The sequence below is a fragment of the Arthrobacter sp. D3-18 genome (genome assembly GCF_054408525.1).
The window spans coordinates 2,093,377-2,107,486 of sequence record NZ_CP096440.1 but is presented as its reverse complement, the minus strand read 5'-3'; the positions used below and the strand labels follow the sequence as shown (position 1 = coordinate 2,107,486).

The window sequence follows — 14,110 nt, the reverse complement described above, 5'->3', positions numbered from 1 at the left end:
CGGAAGCGGGCGTGCCGCTCTTGAGGACACGATTCTTACGTGAAAGAGTCACTTCATGACTAATCCACTCCTGAGCCCCAGCCCCCTGCCCTATGGGCTGCCGCCCTTCGCCGGCATCTCAGCAGAGCACTATGCGGAGGCCATCGAGGCAGGTTTGGCATCGCACCTCGAGGAAATCTCCCGGATCGTGGCCGATCAGGAGCCGGCTACCTTTGAGAACACGGCAATGGCCATGGAGCAGTCAGGGCTTCTCCTCAACAGGGCGGCTGCGGCATTCTTTACCCTGGTTTCAGCGGATGCTTCCGACGCCATAAAGGCGCTGGAGACAGAATTGTCGCCCAAGTTCTCAGCGCACCAGGATGCCGTCTATATGAACCGCGCGCTCTACCACCGGTTCGCCGACATCGACACAACCGGCCTGAATGAAGAATCGTCCCGATTGGTGCAGGAGTACCTCAAGGAATTCCGGCAGTCCGGAATTCAACTGGATGACACCGGGCAGGAACGCTTGCGTGAAGTCAACGCCGAGCTGTCCCGATTGGGCACCGAGTTTGGCCAGCGCGTCAAGGAAGCCATGAAGTCCGCCGCCCTGCTTCTTGACGACGCCGATGATCTTGCCGGCCTGCAGCCGGAAGTGGTCACAGGCGCCGCGGAAGCAGCCAAGCTGGCCGGGCATGACGGCAAGTACCTACTGACCCTGATCCAACCCAGTAACCAACCCGCCATGGCGTCCTTGGAGAACCGGACCATCCGCCGTCGTCTGTTCGAAGCGTCCCTGGCGCGCGGCACGGATGGCGGCGACCGGGACGTCAGTGACCTCGTGAAGGCCACTGCACGTTTGCGGGCCGAGAAAGCAACTCTTCTGGGGTTTGCCAACTTCGCTGAGCTGATGGTGGACCAACAGACGGCGCCCGGTTTCAGCGACGTACAGGCCATGCTCGGCCAGTTGGCACCCGCTGCTGTGCGAAACGCCCAGTCGGAGGCCGACGCCTTGGCGGAATCCGCCGGCCACGAACTCGAACCATGGGATTGGGCGTACTATTCTGCACTTGTCCGAAAGGAAAAGTTCGAAGTGGACGAGCAGGCACTCCTGCCCTACTTCAGCCTCGAAACCGTGCTCAACCACGGTGTCTTCCATGCGGCAACGCAGCTTTACGGGGTCACTTTCCATGAGCGCGAAGACTTGGACGGCTATCACCCCGACGTCCGAATCTGGGAGGTCCGGAATGAAGACGGCAGCGGCCTCGGCCTCTTCCTCGGCGACTACTACACGCGGGAATCAAAGCGCGGAGGTGCCTGGATGAATTCCCTCGTGGACCAGTCCAACCTCCTGGGAACGCGCTCCGTAGTCATTAACAACCTCAACATCACCAAGCCTGCGCCCGGCGAGCCTGCACTGTTGTCCTTGGACGAGGTCCGTACCGTTTTCCATGAATTCGGCCACGCCCTGCACGGCCTCTTCTCCGATGTCACCTATCCCCGGTTCTCCGGGACGTCCGTGCCGCGTGACTTCGTGGAGTACCCGTCCCAGGTCAACGAAATGTGGATCATGTGGCCCGAGGTACTGGCCAACTACGCACGTCATTACTCCACCGGGGAAGCTCTCCCCCAGGACACGGTGGACAAACTCAATGAGTCGTTGTTGTGGGGAGAAGGTTTCGCAACGACCGAATACCTCGGCGCGGCGCTCCTCGACCTGGCGTGGCACGTGCTGCCCGGGTCCGAAGTTCCGGACGATATTCTCGCCTTCGAGGCCAAGGCTTTGGCGGACGCGGGAATCGCGCACCCACTGATCCCGCCGCGGTACCGCACCGGCTATTTCCAGCACATCTTCGCTGGCGCGGGCTACGCGGCCGGTTACTACTCCTACATCTGGAGCGAGGTGCTGGATGCGGACACCGTGGAGTGGTTCAAGGAAAACGGCGGCCTCACCCGCCCCAACGGAGACCGGTTCAGATCCGAGCTGCTGTCGAGGGGTAACAGCCGCGATCCATTGGACTCCTTCCGCTCATTCCGAGGCCGCGACGCCGAGCTGGCCCCCCTACTAAAGCGCCGAGGCCTCAACTAACCCCACCACCGGAACTTAAAGCCGAAAGGCGGGCGCTGATCCGGCAGTGTGCGTAAAAGGGCCCCCGCCCCAGCCATCGCCAAAGTGGCGGCAGCGGGAGCGGGGAATAGCACGCAGAGGATCAGCGCCCGCCTTGGCGGGAACCTAAATGAGACCTACCAGCCGCGCTCAGCCAGGCGGTGGGGCTGCGGGATGTCGTCGACGTTGATGCCCACCATGGCTTCACCCAGGCCGCGGGAGACCTTGGCGATGACGTCAGGGTCGTCGTGGAACGTGGTGGCCTTGACGACGGCGGCGGCGCGCTCTGCCGGGTTGCCGGACTTGAAGATACCGGAACCGACGAACACACCGTCCGCGCCGAGCTGCATCATCATTGCAGCATCAGCCGGGGTAGCGATGCCACCTGCGGTGAACAGGACAACGGGGAGCTTGCCAGTGGCGGCAACTTCCTTGACCAGTTCGTACGGGGCCTGCAGCTCCTTGGCCGCAACGTAGAGCTCGTCCTCGGGGAGGGCGGCGAGCTTGGCGATCTCGGAACGGATCTTGCGCATGTGGCCGGTGGCGTTGGAAACATCGCCGGTGCCGGCTTCGCCCTTGGAGCGGATCATCGCCGCGCCCTCGTTGATGCGGCGCAGGGCCTCACCAAGGTTGGTGGCACCACACACGAAGGGGACGGTGAAGTTCCACTTGTCGATGTGGTTGATGTAGTCAGCCGGGGTCAGGACCTCGGACTCGTCGATGTAGTCAACACCGAGGGACTGCAGGACCTGGGCTTCGACGAAGTGGCCGATGCGGGCCTTGGCCATGACCGGAATGGACACGGCAGCAATGATCGCATCGATCATGTCCGGATCGGACATGCGGGACACGCCGCCCTGGGCGCGGATATCGGCGGGGACACGCTCGAGTGCCATGACAGCCACGGCACCGGCATCCTCGGCGATGCGGGCCTGCTCGACGTTAACGACGTCCATGATGACGCCGCCCTTGAGCATCTCCGCCATGCCCCGCTTAACACGGCTGCTGCCCGTGACGCTGTTCGCGGACGAACCGGCTTCGTTGCTTACATCTGGTGTAGACACAAAAACCCCTATGGGTAGATAAACGACCTTCTTGCCGGAGGCGCGCGCAGCCACACGACCGCAATCAGCGCACACCGGGTTTCAGGTCAAGGTGACCAAGTACTAGTAATAGTAGTCGCACCTTGCAAGGTGGCAGTACATTCATTACTGCCTTAGCGGGCAACAAAGCGGGCTGTAGTAGGGCAGGTGCACAACCGTGGACGAGGCACTTTGGTCGCTTGCCAGTTCCACTGGCAAGCATTGCCTGCTGGTCTTTTACCCTGCGGTGGTTCCATCGGCTTCGGCCATGGCCTGCCGGCGCACGGCGGACATCCGCTGGACGATTGTCACTACACTGGCCAGGGCAAGAAGGATCAGGGTCCCGAACAGCACAACCGGCGGAAGCCCCAATCCCGTGAGCCCCGTGATGAGCAGCACGGAAGCCAAGCGTTCTGCGCGCTCTGCGATCCCCACGCTGGCCTGGTAGCCCAAGGACTCGGCTTTGGCCCGGGCATAGGAAACTACCATGCCAAGAACCAGACAGACGACGGCGGCGGCGCCGATGGCCGGATCCTCGCCTCCGGTGAAAAACCAGATGGTGAGGCCGGCAAAAATCGCGCCATCGGCGAGACGGTCCAAAGTGGAGTCCAGGAAATTGCCCCAACCACCGCTCCGCCCCTGCAGCCTTGCCATGATTCCGTCGACTACATCCGAGAACGCAAAAAAGGCGACCGCGACTGAACCCCACCACAAGAAGCCCAGCGGGTAGAGGATAAGTCCCCCCAGGATGACGCCGGCGGTCCCTGCAATGGTCACGGCATCTGGAGACACACCGATCCTGAGGAGCCAACGCGCTAGAGGAGTAAAAAGTGAAGTGAAAAAGCCGCGTGCATGCCTATTGAGCATTCGACTCCCCCGGCCAGGCTTCGGCCACAAGCTTGCGGACCTCATCAAGGGTCTGCGTAATGGCCTTGGTCTGGGCGATGATCGGGAAGAAGTTTCCATCCCCGCCCCAGCGCGGAACCACGTGCTGATGGAGGTGCGCGGCGATGCCTGCACCGCCGGTGACGCCTTGGTTCATACCTAGATTGAAGCCGCTCGGATTCGAAACCTTCCGTAGCACCCGCATGGCAGTCTGGGTGAGATCGGCGAACTCCGCCGTTTCCTCCACTGTGATGTCCGTGTAGTCGGGAACGTGCCGGTATGGACAAATCAACAGATGTCCGGGGTTGTAGGGGAACAAATTCAGGACCACATAACAGGTCCTTCCCCTATGGACGATGAGGGATTCCTCATCAGAGCGCGTGGGTCCTACACAGAACGGGCAGTCATCCTTGTTCTTGAATTGGTCCTGCCCACCTTTGATGTAGGCCATACGGTGCGGAGTCCACAGGCGCTGAAACGCGTCCGGTACGCCTGCCAATCCGAAGTCATCGGTTACGCCGGCGTCGCCCGGAAGGTCAGCTGCCGCGCCTGTGTTCTCCTGCACCGTCTATGTGTCCGTTCCGTCAGCTCACGCGGTTCTTGACTGCGTCAACGATCCTGCGGACCGCCTCGGCCACGGGAACCCCGTTGTCCTGGCTGCCGTCCCGGAAGCGGAACGACACTGCGCCGGCTTCTGCGTCCTCACCACCGGCAATCAGGACGAAGGGAATCTTGTCCTTGCTGGCCGTGCGGATCTTCTTCGGGAACCGGTCCGAGGAGATATCAACCTCGGCACGGATTCCTGCAGCCTTGAGCTGGCCAACCACATCGAACATGTAGTCGTTGAATGTTTCCGCCACAGGGATTCCCACCACCTGGACAGGAGCGAGCCAGGCCGGGAACGCCCCGGCGTAGTGCTCGGTGAGCACACCCATGAAGCGTTCCACGGAACCGAAAAGGGCTCGGTGGATCATGACCGGTCGCTGGCGTGTGCCGTCGGCTGCCTGGTACTCCAGTTCGAAACGCTCAGGCAGGTTGAAGTCCAGCTGGATGGTGGACATCTGCCAGGTCCTGCCTAGTGCGTCCTTTGCCTGGACGGAGATCTTGGGTCCGTAGAATGCTGCTCCACCCGGGTCCGGTACCAGTTCCAGGCCGGAGGCGGCCGCAACCTCGGAAAGAGTGCGGGTAGCTTCCTCCCAGGCGGCATCGTCACCAACGAACTTCTCTTCGTTCTTGGTGGAGAGCTCCAGGTAGAAGTCATCCAGGCCATAATCCTTGAGCAGGCCCAGGACGAAGTTCAGCGTGGTGGTGAGCTCGTCCTTCATCTGCTCGCGGGTGCAATAAATGTGGGCGTCGTCCTGTGTCATGCCACGAACGCGGGTCAGACCGTGCACAACCCCGGATTTTTCATAGCGGTACACCGAGCCGAATTCGAAGAGGCGCAGCGGAAGTTCGCGGTAGGACCGGCCCCGGGAGCGGAAGATCAGGTTGTGCATGGGGCAGTTCATCGGCTTCAGGTAGTAATCCTGCGCCGGCTTCCGCACGCTGCCGTCTTCGTTGTATTCGGCGTCCACCTGCATCGCAGGGAACATGCCGTCCTTGTACCAGTCAAGGTGTCCGGAGACCTCGTAGAGGTGTCCCTTGGTGATGTGCGGGGTGTACACGAACTCGTAACCGGCGTCCACGTGGCGCTGGCGGGAGTAGTCCTCCATGGCCTTGCGGATGATGCCGCCCTTGGGGTGGAACACAGGGAGGCCTGAGCCCAGCTCATCCGGGAAGGAGAAGAGGTCAAGTTCGACACCGAGCTTGCGGTGATCGCGTCGCTCTGCTTCAGCAATGCGTTCCTGGTAGGCCTTGAGGGCTTCCTTGGTGGGCCACGCGGTGCCGTAGATGCGCTGCAACTGCTGGTTGTTCTGGTTGCCGAGCCAGTATGCGGCGGACGAGCGGGTCAACGCGAAGGCGTTGGAGATGATTTTGGTGTTCTGCAGGTGGGGACCACGGCAGAGATCGCACCAGACGCTCTCGCCGCTCTTCCGATCCACATTGTCGTAGATCGTGATGTCGCCGACGCCTACCTCGACGTTGACGCCTTCCCCTGCGTCGCTTGCGTCGTTCTTCTTGCCCAGCAGCTCCAGCTTGTAGGGCTCGTTGGCCATCGCTTCGCGGGCTTCTTCTTCTGTGACCACGCGGCGAACGAATTTCTGGTTCTGGTTGATGATCTTTTGCATCATCTTTTCCAGCGTGCGGAGGTCTTCCGGGGTGAACGGCTCAGCGACGTCGAAGTCGAAGTAGAAGCCATCAGTGATGTACGGGCCGATGCCGAGCTTGGCATTGGGGCGCAATTGCTGGACAGCTTGTGCCATGACGTGCGCTGTTGAGTGGCGGAGAACGTTGAGCCCATCCGGGGAATCGATGGTGACGCCCTCGACGTCTGCGCCTTCGGTGAGGACCTGGTCAAGGTCCTTCAGCACGCCATTGACACGGGCTACAACGACGTCGCGGCGCTCGAAGAAGAGTTCCGCGCCGGTAGTCCCTTCCGTCACCTTGGTCTCTTCGCCATCGACGATGAGGGTGATCTGTTGGGCATCTGACACGGGTGTCTCCTATTCATAGTTAAGGCTTCATAGCTTGTGGCGTACGGGGACCACAGCCAGCCACCGTCAATCGTATCCGCTTCAGCGAAGGCGGCCAAAGCAGCGCGCCGGGGCCGAATTTGGCTGGCGGAGGCGTGAATCTGCCGCGGGTTCAGCTTCCCAGGCCAGTGATGGCAAGGTTCCTGGAGATGCCGTGGAGCGGCCCATGATGGGTATATCCCTCCGGCAGCCCGATTTCGGCAGGCAGGAGTTCGGCAAATGGCAATGCTTCGGGCCGGCTGAGGTCCCAGGCTTTACTGGCGCTCAGGCTGATTCCCTTGGGGCCTGTCCTTCTGGTGGTTCCACGGATCAGCAGCAGGCGGGTACCAAACAGCAGGGGCCCGGATTCTTCCTGCGCTTCATGGAAGAAGACCGAATCCACACAACCGGTACCGTCGTCGATGCTGATGAAGACGACGCGCCGCCCGCCTCGCATGGGTGGTGTCTGCGTCGCAATCCGGACCCCTGCCACAAGGACTTCGGTCCCGTTGCGCAAGCCCAGGAGTTTGTCGGCCGTTGTAACTCCCAGTTTGTCCAACAGGGGCCGGTGGCTATCCATCAAGTGTTCGCTGACATCAACAGCCATGAGATCAAGTTCCGCCCTGACGTTGTCCACCATGGAAGGCTCGGGAAGTTCAGGAGCCAGGTTCCTTAACTCAATATCACCCAGGGCAAAAGACAATTGACCTTCAATGACCTCCGCAGTTTTCTTTGAGGGGCTGCTTTGCAGCGCCTGCAAATGGTGCACGAGGTCAGCCCGGTTTGCTTTTCCACCGGAGTCTTTATGCAAAGCATCGAAGGCGCCAAGTTGGGCAAGTCTTTTGATATTCGGCTTGCTCACCCTTGCCCGCGCCCGCAGGTCCGCCAGGGAATCGTAAGGTTGCCCGGCCACGATCCGCTTCAACTCTGCACCTGAAAGTCCGTAGATTCCTGCGAGGCTCAAGCGGATTCCGAGCTTGCCCTGATCGGGTCCCTGTTGGATTTTCTCCACTCTGTATTCAGCTTGGCTCCTGTTGATATCCAAAGGCAGGATGGGAATGCCGAGTCTGCGGGCTTCAGCTACCAGCAGGCGTTTGGGATACATCCCGGGGTCGTGTTCCCACAGGCCTGCCAGAAAGGCCTCAGGATGATGGGCCTTGAGCCAGGCGGACTGATAAGTGGGCACCGCAAAGGCAGCACCGTGGGCTTTGCAAAAACCAAAGCTGCCGAAGGCTTTCAGGGTTCCCCAGACCTTGTCCACCACCTCTGGAGAGTATTTCTTGATTGCTTCCTTGCGGAAGTACTTCTCCACCCCTGGCTCATGAACTTCGTCGCCCAGGGCTCTGCGAAACTCATCAGCCCTGTCCAAGCCGCAGTTGGTCATGACGTGGAAGGTCTTCAGGATCTGTTCATGGAACACCGTGACCCCGTGGGTTTCTTCCAAGACCGGCTTGAGGTCCTGATGGGGATAGATCTCAGGAGCAAAACCATGCCGATGTTCCAGGAAGGGCCGCACCATGTCGGATTTCATGGGTCCGGGCCTGAAAAGTGAGATGTCGATGATGAGGTCGTTGAATTCCCGGGGAGCCATCTTTCCAATGAGCTCACGCTGTCCCGGTGATTCGATCTGGAAGCAACCAAGTGTGTGGGTGCTGCGGATCAGCTCATAGGTGGGCTCATCGTCGAAGGGCACGGCGTTGAGGTCAATCCTGCCGTCAGGGGCGATGTAGTCGGGACCTTCACCACCTGGCTCCGCTGGATGCCGCCCGGCTGCAACAACTTCAGCCTTGGAAGGATGCAGCCGGATTACTTCCCGAACCGCGAAGGCCATGGCGCTCTGCATTCGCACTCCCAGGACATCCAGTTTGAGCATGCCCATGGGGTCCATGTCGTGTTTGTCGAACTGGCTCATGGGCAGGCCCAAGCCGCTGGGCTGAACGGGAGTCCGGTCCAGGAGGGTTGCATCTCCCAAAATCACTCCACAAGGATGCATGGAGATATGCCGCGGTAGCCGATCCAGCCTTTCGGTGAGGTCCACCAAGAGGTCCAGCTGCTGGTTCTCTTCCATGGCGCCCCGTTCCACCCGGCCGGCAAAATCGCGCAGTTCGGGCTTCTCCACCAAGGCTTCACGGAATTTGCGTGCAGAGAATCTCCACAGTTGCTTGGCAATCTCACCCACTTCTTCGTCAGGCATTCCCAAGGCCATGCCGGCATCCCGAACTGCACCACGTGCCCTGTAGCCGTTTTGCATGCTCATCAGGGTGACGCGTTCGGCACCGAAGCGGTCAAAAATCTTTCGGTAGACGTTGTGCCTTTCAGCACTTTCCACATCAATATCGATGTCAGGAAGTGTGGACCTGCGGCCGGAGAGGAAGCGCTCGAAGATAAGGTCATGGCGGATCGGATCAACCTGGCTGATATCGATCAAGTAATTGACCAGGCTTGAGGCACCTGATCCCCTCGCAGCTACCCGGACCCCCATATCGAGGATCATCCTTGAAACTTCTGCCACTGTAAGGAAGTACGAGGAAAAGCCGAGCCTGCCGATGATTCCCAGCTCGTGATCCAACCGCGAGCGCAGTTGTTCTTCTGCATCTCCGTTGATGCCCGGGAACCGTCGGGTGATTCCGGCTTCGCAGCGTTGGGTGAGTTCAATCATGGGGTCAGCGTCGATGCCGATGATGGAGGCCTCGGGGACTACCGGCTTTTTCCATCCCATATCGAGGACGGGGTCGATGCGGCATTTGTCGGCGAGCGCTTCAGTGTTTGTGAGGAGTTTGGTGAGGTCGGCTTTTCCCAGGCCTGATGCGTTCATGATTTCTTTGCCGAGCTGGAGCATTTGCTGCGGTGTCTTCAGCCAGCCCTGGCCTGTTGGTTGGAGCATCCCTGTTGGTTTGAGCAGGGGTGCCGTTGAGAGTTCCGGGAGGGATTTGAGGGTGCGGGCGGAGTCGAGGACGTCTGCGGTGGCGGCGCCGTCCTGCGCGCAGTAGCGTACTGCGTTGCTGAGGATGGCGGGAACGTTGTATTCGAGTGCGAGCTTGAGCATGCGGACGGCATGGGCTGTGCTGAGCGGCTCTCCGGGGGCGCTGAGGTGGGACACGACTTCAGCCACCATGGTGCCGGGTGGCATGGCGTCGATCCATTGTTTGAAGAGGGTTCTGGGCCTAAGGTATTTGCGGCCTCCCATGGCTTGGCCGACGTCCGAGTCGGGTCCTATCAGCACGGTCAGGACTGGTTTGAGGGTTTTGGGGTCGAGGGTCCTTGAGGCGAGTTCGCCGCGGGTGACGGCAGCGGGGACTGCTCCCCCGGCTTTCCCTGAAGTGCGCGCGTGGGCGTCGGAGATGAGGCGGCACAGTGCCCTGTACCCGGCGCCGTTGTTGTTTCCGTGGGCGAGTACGACGACGCGGCCAGCGACTTGGGTGCGGTGGTCGCCGTCGTCGTCGAATACCGCCAGGTCCACCCCTACGATGGGGTCGATGCTTGCGTCCATGCATGCTTTGAGGTGTTTTATGGTGCCGTAGAGGCCGTCTCGATCTGTGCAGGCGAGCGCTGTGGCTCCGTCTGCTGCGGCTGTTTGGGCCAGCTCATCCGGCCAGGAGACGCCGTAGTGTGCGCTGAAGGCTGTGGAGACGTGCAGGTGGGTGAAGCTCAACGTTTAGGCCGCTTCTTCAGGTTCCACGGCGCGTGCTGGTGCGGCGTCGTGAATGCGCAGGAGTCTCCAGCGTCCGCTTCCTACGTGCCGGACCAGGTCGAGGGTGATGGAGTGGCTGGTTTCTGCTTCAGCTGAGGTTGGCAGGAGTTGTACACGCCAGATCTCATGGTCAACCAGGCCAGCTCCGCTTCCAAGGGGGGCGCGGCTTTCTTCAAGCCACCATTGGCGCCGTTCGTACCATCGAACAGGTTCGTTGGTGACCGTGTACTGCGTGCCTTTCCATTGGACTTCCTGCGGCTGGCCTGTGTCAGTGCAGATAACTCCGACGGATTCACTGAACAGCCCCATGCCCTCACCTCTTTACGTCAGGAAACCATATTCGAAAGTATGTTCGAATATATCCAGTTTACGCCGACGCCCCGACAAAACCTACTTCGAAGTTCCAGCCCTCTCACGGGTTCCCGCTACACGTTTACCCACCTGCTTCAGCAAGGCATCGCGCCATGGTTGCGCGCCCTGGGCGAGCGCAACGATCCCCATGGCGGAAGAGGCCAACCTGAGTAGCTGAGTGCGGATGACCCGCCTCCTGTTGTAGGCGGCGAGCGCTTGGTCCATGGGTTGCTCGTTCAGTAGTTTGCCCAGGGTTACGGCATCGATGAGCGCCTCGCAGGCGCCGCGCCCCAGGTTTGGGGTCATGGCGTGTGCGGCATCCCCTACGAGCACAACGTTCCCCCGCGTGTAACGGCCCATGGGTGGAGTGGTCCAGATACGTTGTGCCAGTGACGTCTCCGGGCTTGCCAGGGCGAGTACATTCCGCACAGCGGCCGAGTGGTTGGCATAGCGTTGACGGGTCACTTCGAGTGCCTCTGCGACGTCTACCTTGTCCGGGCCCAGCTCGGAGCGGAAGGAGGCATACCAGTTGCTTCCACCTACGGCAGGGGCCAAGCCGAAAATTTCACCGCGTCCCCAGTATTCTCCAACGTCCTGCGGGGATGGGGTTCCGAAAACTACTCCGCGGACTGCCAGGAAGGGCGTGGGTTTTGCCGCACTTCGCTTGCCCCAGGAATTCCTCCGAACAACGCTGTTGACTCCATCGGCGCCCACGGTCAACGCGGCTGCGCCTGAAAGACTGTCCACCCTCCCACCTACCCGGCGTACGGAGGCGGGTACCGCGGTGTCCAGCAGTCTCAGCAGTTCGGGTCGGGAGACCCCCAGCAGCCCCTCTCCCTCCATGGACAGTAAGGCTTCTCCCGAGGGGCGCCGAAGTGCGCCGGTTTTGACGATGGCTCCTCGACTCCGAACGGCCCCCAGAATCCCAAGCCTGGATAACGCCTGCTGGGCTTCCGGCCACATGGCCAGAGTTGTTCCGACTGCCGGAAGTTCGGTCCGCTGCTCATAAACAGTGACGTCGAACCTTCCGGGGTCGAGCATGCCCGCGAGCGCCAGCCCGGCGATTCCTCCACCAATGATGTCCACTTTTTCCATGGCCACACTGTACTACTACATTTGTAGTACCGATAGGGATTGAAGCTAGACTTTCGCCATGGCTGACCGCCGAACAGAACTTGCTGACGCAGCGCTCGCAGTCGTTGCCGCCAAGGGCCTCAAGGGACTGACCCACCGGGCCGTCGACGCCCAAGCAGGTGCCGCCGTCGGAACTACCTCGAACTACTTCCGCAACCGTGCAGCACTGATGGCGGCCGCCGTCGACCGCGTTGAAGAACGGGACCGCCTCCTGCTCCAGCAGGGTGGAAGGGAATTCCCGACGTCGATAGCCACCTTGGCGGAGCAGATTGCCGGAGCGGTCATGGGGCTCGCGCATGAGAACGCGGAACTGACCCGGGCCCGTTTCGCCTTTGCCCTTGACCAGCCCGATGTTGTGGCTGCCGGACACGAGCGGCTGGTATCGGCTTTAGCGCAACTGCTTGAAGCCATGGACATACCTGAAGCAAGGGCACGGGCGGAAGCCGTTTCCGATTACAGCGACGGCTTGGCCATGCACCTCCTGACCGCCCGCAAAGGACAGGAGACAGACAGGGCTACAGTGGCCCGGAGCGTCAGGCGACTCCTGGAAGGATGACAACCAAGGGGTGGACGGCAGCCGGTCCACAGAGCAGGATTGTGGCATGAGCACCAATGACGCACTCCTGAAGCAGGTCAGCATCTCCGCCGAAGACGACAACCTCGTGGCACGGTTCGAAATCGATGGCAACATACCAGGCTCCGGCGCTTACGTCGTGGGCCTTGTTGCTGCCAGCGAGGACTATTCCTCACAGCGCAGGCTCGGCATCGAGTTCATGAACGGTGAGGCGATCTCGTTTTACTCCTTCAACCACTCCCTCAGTGCCGAGGAGAACTACGACATCAAGGGCGTTGAGCATTCCGGCAACGTCATCACGGGGAACTTCCCGATGTCGGCCATCCACGGGCTCAGCAAAGGCCATGTCATGACGGGCTTCAGCGAAGCCGATGGCCGGGAGTTCCAATCCGGCGTGCCGGTGAACGAAGCCCTCTGAATCCTAGAAGAGACCTTCCACCGGTTCGATAAGTTCCGGTGAGTTATTGCGGACGTTACCCACCGCGGCCCCCACCGGGTCCAGCGTCCAAGCTGCGGCGGCGTCGTGTGCCCTGGACCGGACCATGTCCACCAACCCCTGAGCGTCCTTCTCCCGCGGATCCAACCACGCTTCCATCGTCTCAGCGCTCATGGGCAACGGAACCCGGTCATGGAGGGCAGTCAGTTCGTCAAACACCGAAGCACTGCGCCGGGTTCGCGCCTCATCCACCGTCGGGGTGTCGGAGGTCAGGATGGACATGGACAGCAACCAGCGGCCCGGATCATCAGGGGAAGCTGACTGGTCCCGCCACCACTCGTACAACCCCGCAAAAACCAGACCGTGTCCGTCCGCCGGGTGCACATAATACGGTTGTTTGTTCTTGCCCTCGCCCTTCTTCCACTCGTAGTAGCCATCCGCCGGAACCGCACAACGCCTCGCCACAGCAGCTTTCTTGAAGGACGGCTTCTCCAACAGCGTTTCGCTGCGGGCGTTGATAAGCCTGGCACCGCCCTTGGGGTCCTTCGCCCATGAGGGCACCAGCCCCCACTTCGCAACGTGAAGCTGCCGCTTAACGTCGTCGTCAATCACCCTCTCCAACACAATGGGAACAGCATCCGTAGGAGCCACATTCCACGATTTCTCAAGGGCAATCTCGTTCTCAAGCTCGGCGTCAAAATCGGCAAGCAGGTCCCCCACCGCACGGGCCATCACATAACGTCCACACATGGCAACAGTCTGCCCCCTCACTGCCGAACGCACCAGCGCAGGCATGTGACGTAACCCGGCTTCGCCACCGAACGGGAATTATTCGGACGCGGGTTACCGTTGATAACAACGAACCATCCCGTGGAAACGATCAATTACTGAGGAGAGCTCTGTGGACTTCACTCCCGACTCCGGCACCATCACCATGTTCTCGACCACCTGGTGCGGCTACTGCAACCGCCTGAAGAAGCAGCTGGACGCCAAGGGCATCGGCTACACCGAGATCAACATCGAAGAAGTAGATGGCACTGCCGAACTCGTCGAGCAGCTCAACGGAGGCAACCGAACCGTACCCACCGTCCTGTTCCCCGACGGAACCGCGGCCACCAACCCCTCAGCCTCCGAAGTCGAAAACCGCCTGGCCGCCTAAGCTGCCGCCGCTCGGCCACTGCGTGGGCCCGCACGGAACAATCCACACACTGTCTGTCACCTGTGATAGACAGAATGGGAATCCGTAGCGGGCCCTGCTG

The 14,110-nt window shown here is 60.9% G+C and carries 12 protein-coding genes; 4 read left to right on the top strand and 8 right to left on the bottom strand.

The window, feature by feature from the left end; genetic code table 11:
• Positions 1-55 precede the first annotated feature (55 nt).
• Positions 56-2,068, top strand: coding sequence for a M3 family metallopeptidase (locus M1D89_RS11950; protein ID WP_498650740.1), 2,013 nt, complete (start codon positions 56-58; stop codon positions 2,066-2,068).
• Between the two features lie 155 nt (positions 2,069-2,223).
• Here the strand turns inward: M1D89_RS11950 and pdxS are convergent, their stop codons facing one another.
• The 7 genes from pdxS to M1D89_RS11915 form a co-directional block, all read right to left on the bottom strand.
• Positions 2,224-3,150: a pyridoxal 5'-phosphate synthase lyase subunit PdxS gene (pdxS, locus tag M1D89_RS11945; protein ID WP_017197521.1), complete on the bottom strand. Its 927-nt coding sequence runs from the start codon at positions 3,148-3,150 to the stop codon at positions 2,224-2,226.
• A 255-nt stretch (positions 3,151-3,405) separates the two neighbouring features.
• Positions 3,406-4,035 (bottom strand): phosphatidylinositol phosphate synthase, encoded by a 630-nt coding sequence (pgsA, locus tag M1D89_RS11940; protein WP_498650739.1) that lies wholly within the window; start codon positions 4,033-4,035, stop codon positions 3,406-3,408.
• Positions 4,025-4,618, bottom strand: a complete 594-nt coding sequence (locus tag M1D89_RS11935) for an HIT family protein (protein ID WP_498650738.1) — start codon at positions 4,616-4,618, stop codon at positions 4,025-4,027. The genes pgsA and M1D89_RS11935 overlap by 11 nt, the downstream gene beginning before the upstream one ends.
• 19 nt (positions 4,619-4,637) lie before the next feature.
• Positions 4,638-6,647 (bottom strand): threonine--tRNA ligase, encoded by a 2,010-nt coding sequence (thrS, locus tag M1D89_RS11930; RefSeq protein ID WP_498650737.1) that lies wholly within the window; start codon positions 6,645-6,647, stop codon positions 4,638-4,640.
• A gap of 151 nt (positions 6,648-6,798) precedes the next feature.
• Positions 6,799-10,317 carry a DNA polymerase III subunit alpha gene (locus tag M1D89_RS11925; protein ID WP_498650736.1) on the bottom strand — a complete coding sequence of 1,173 codons (3,519 nt, stop codon included), beginning with the start codon at positions 10,315-10,317 and terminating at the stop codon, positions 6,799-6,801.
• A 3-nt stretch (positions 10,318-10,320) separates the two neighbouring features.
• Positions 10,321-10,665 carry a DUF6504 family protein gene (locus tag M1D89_RS11920; RefSeq protein ID WP_498650735.1) on the bottom strand — a complete coding sequence of 115 codons (345 nt, stop codon included), beginning with the start codon at positions 10,663-10,665 and terminating at the stop codon, positions 10,321-10,323.
• Positions 10,666-10,746: 81 nt separating this feature from the next.
• On the bottom strand, positions 10,747-11,808 hold the full coding sequence (locus M1D89_RS11915; RefSeq protein WP_498650733.1) for an FAD-dependent monooxygenase: 1,062 nt from the start codon (positions 11,806-11,808) through the stop codon (positions 10,747-10,749).
• A gap of 52 nt (positions 11,809-11,860) precedes the next feature.
• Here M1D89_RS11915 and M1D89_RS11910 point away from each other — a divergent pair, with 52 nt between their 5' ends.
• Together M1D89_RS11910 and M1D89_RS11905 are read left to right on the top strand one after the other, a co-directional pair.
• Positions 11,861-12,397: a TetR/AcrR family transcriptional regulator gene (locus M1D89_RS11910; protein ID WP_498650731.1), complete on the top strand. Its 537-nt coding sequence runs from the start codon at positions 11,861-11,863 to the stop codon at positions 12,395-12,397.
• A gap of 46 nt (positions 12,398-12,443) precedes the next feature.
• Entirely contained in the window at positions 12,444-12,833 is a 390-nt protein-coding gene (locus M1D89_RS11905) for a hypothetical protein (RefSeq protein ID WP_017197513.1), read from the top strand.
• 3 nt (positions 12,834-12,836) lie between these two features.
• On the opposite strand, the gene M1D89_RS11900 is transcribed toward M1D89_RS11905, so the two are convergent.
• Positions 12,837-13,583, bottom strand: a complete 747-nt coding sequence (locus tag M1D89_RS11900) for an SOS response-associated peptidase (protein ID WP_498650946.1) — start codon at positions 13,581-13,583, stop codon at positions 12,837-12,839.
• A gap of 169 nt (positions 13,584-13,752) precedes the next feature.
• Here M1D89_RS11900 and M1D89_RS11895 point away from each other — a divergent pair, with 169 nt between their 5' ends.
• Entirely contained in the window at positions 13,753-14,010 is a 258-nt protein-coding gene (locus M1D89_RS11895; protein ID WP_017197512.1) for a mycoredoxin, read from the top strand.
• The last annotated feature ends 100 nt before the right edge of the window (positions 14,011-14,110 follow it).

What these genes read in the sequence shown, in the direction of transcription:
- M1D89_RS11910 (WP_498650731.1), top strand. Translation starts at nt 11,861, where the DNA reads ATGGCTGACCGCCGAACAGAACTTGCTGACGCAGCGCTCGCAGTCGTT.
- M1D89_RS11920 (WP_498650735.1), bottom strand. Translation starts at nt 10,665, where the DNA reads ATGGGGCTGTTCAGTGAATCCGTCGGAGTTATCTGCACTGACACAGGC.
- M1D89_RS11950 (WP_498650740.1), top strand. Translation starts at nt 56, where the DNA reads ATGACTAATCCACTCCTGAGCCCCAGCCCCCTGCCCTATGGGCTGCCG.
- M1D89_RS11905 (WP_017197513.1), top strand. Translation starts at nt 12,444, where the DNA reads ATGAGCACCAATGACGCACTCCTGAAGCAGGTCAGCATCTCCGCCGAA.
- pgsA (WP_498650739.1), bottom strand. Translation starts at nt 4,035, where the DNA reads ATGCTCAATAGGCATGCACGCGGCTTTTTCACTTCACTTTTTACTCCT.
- M1D89_RS11900 (WP_498650946.1), bottom strand. Translation starts at nt 13,583, where the DNA reads ATGGCCCGTGCGGTGGGGGACCTGCTTGCCGATTTTGACGCCGAGCTT.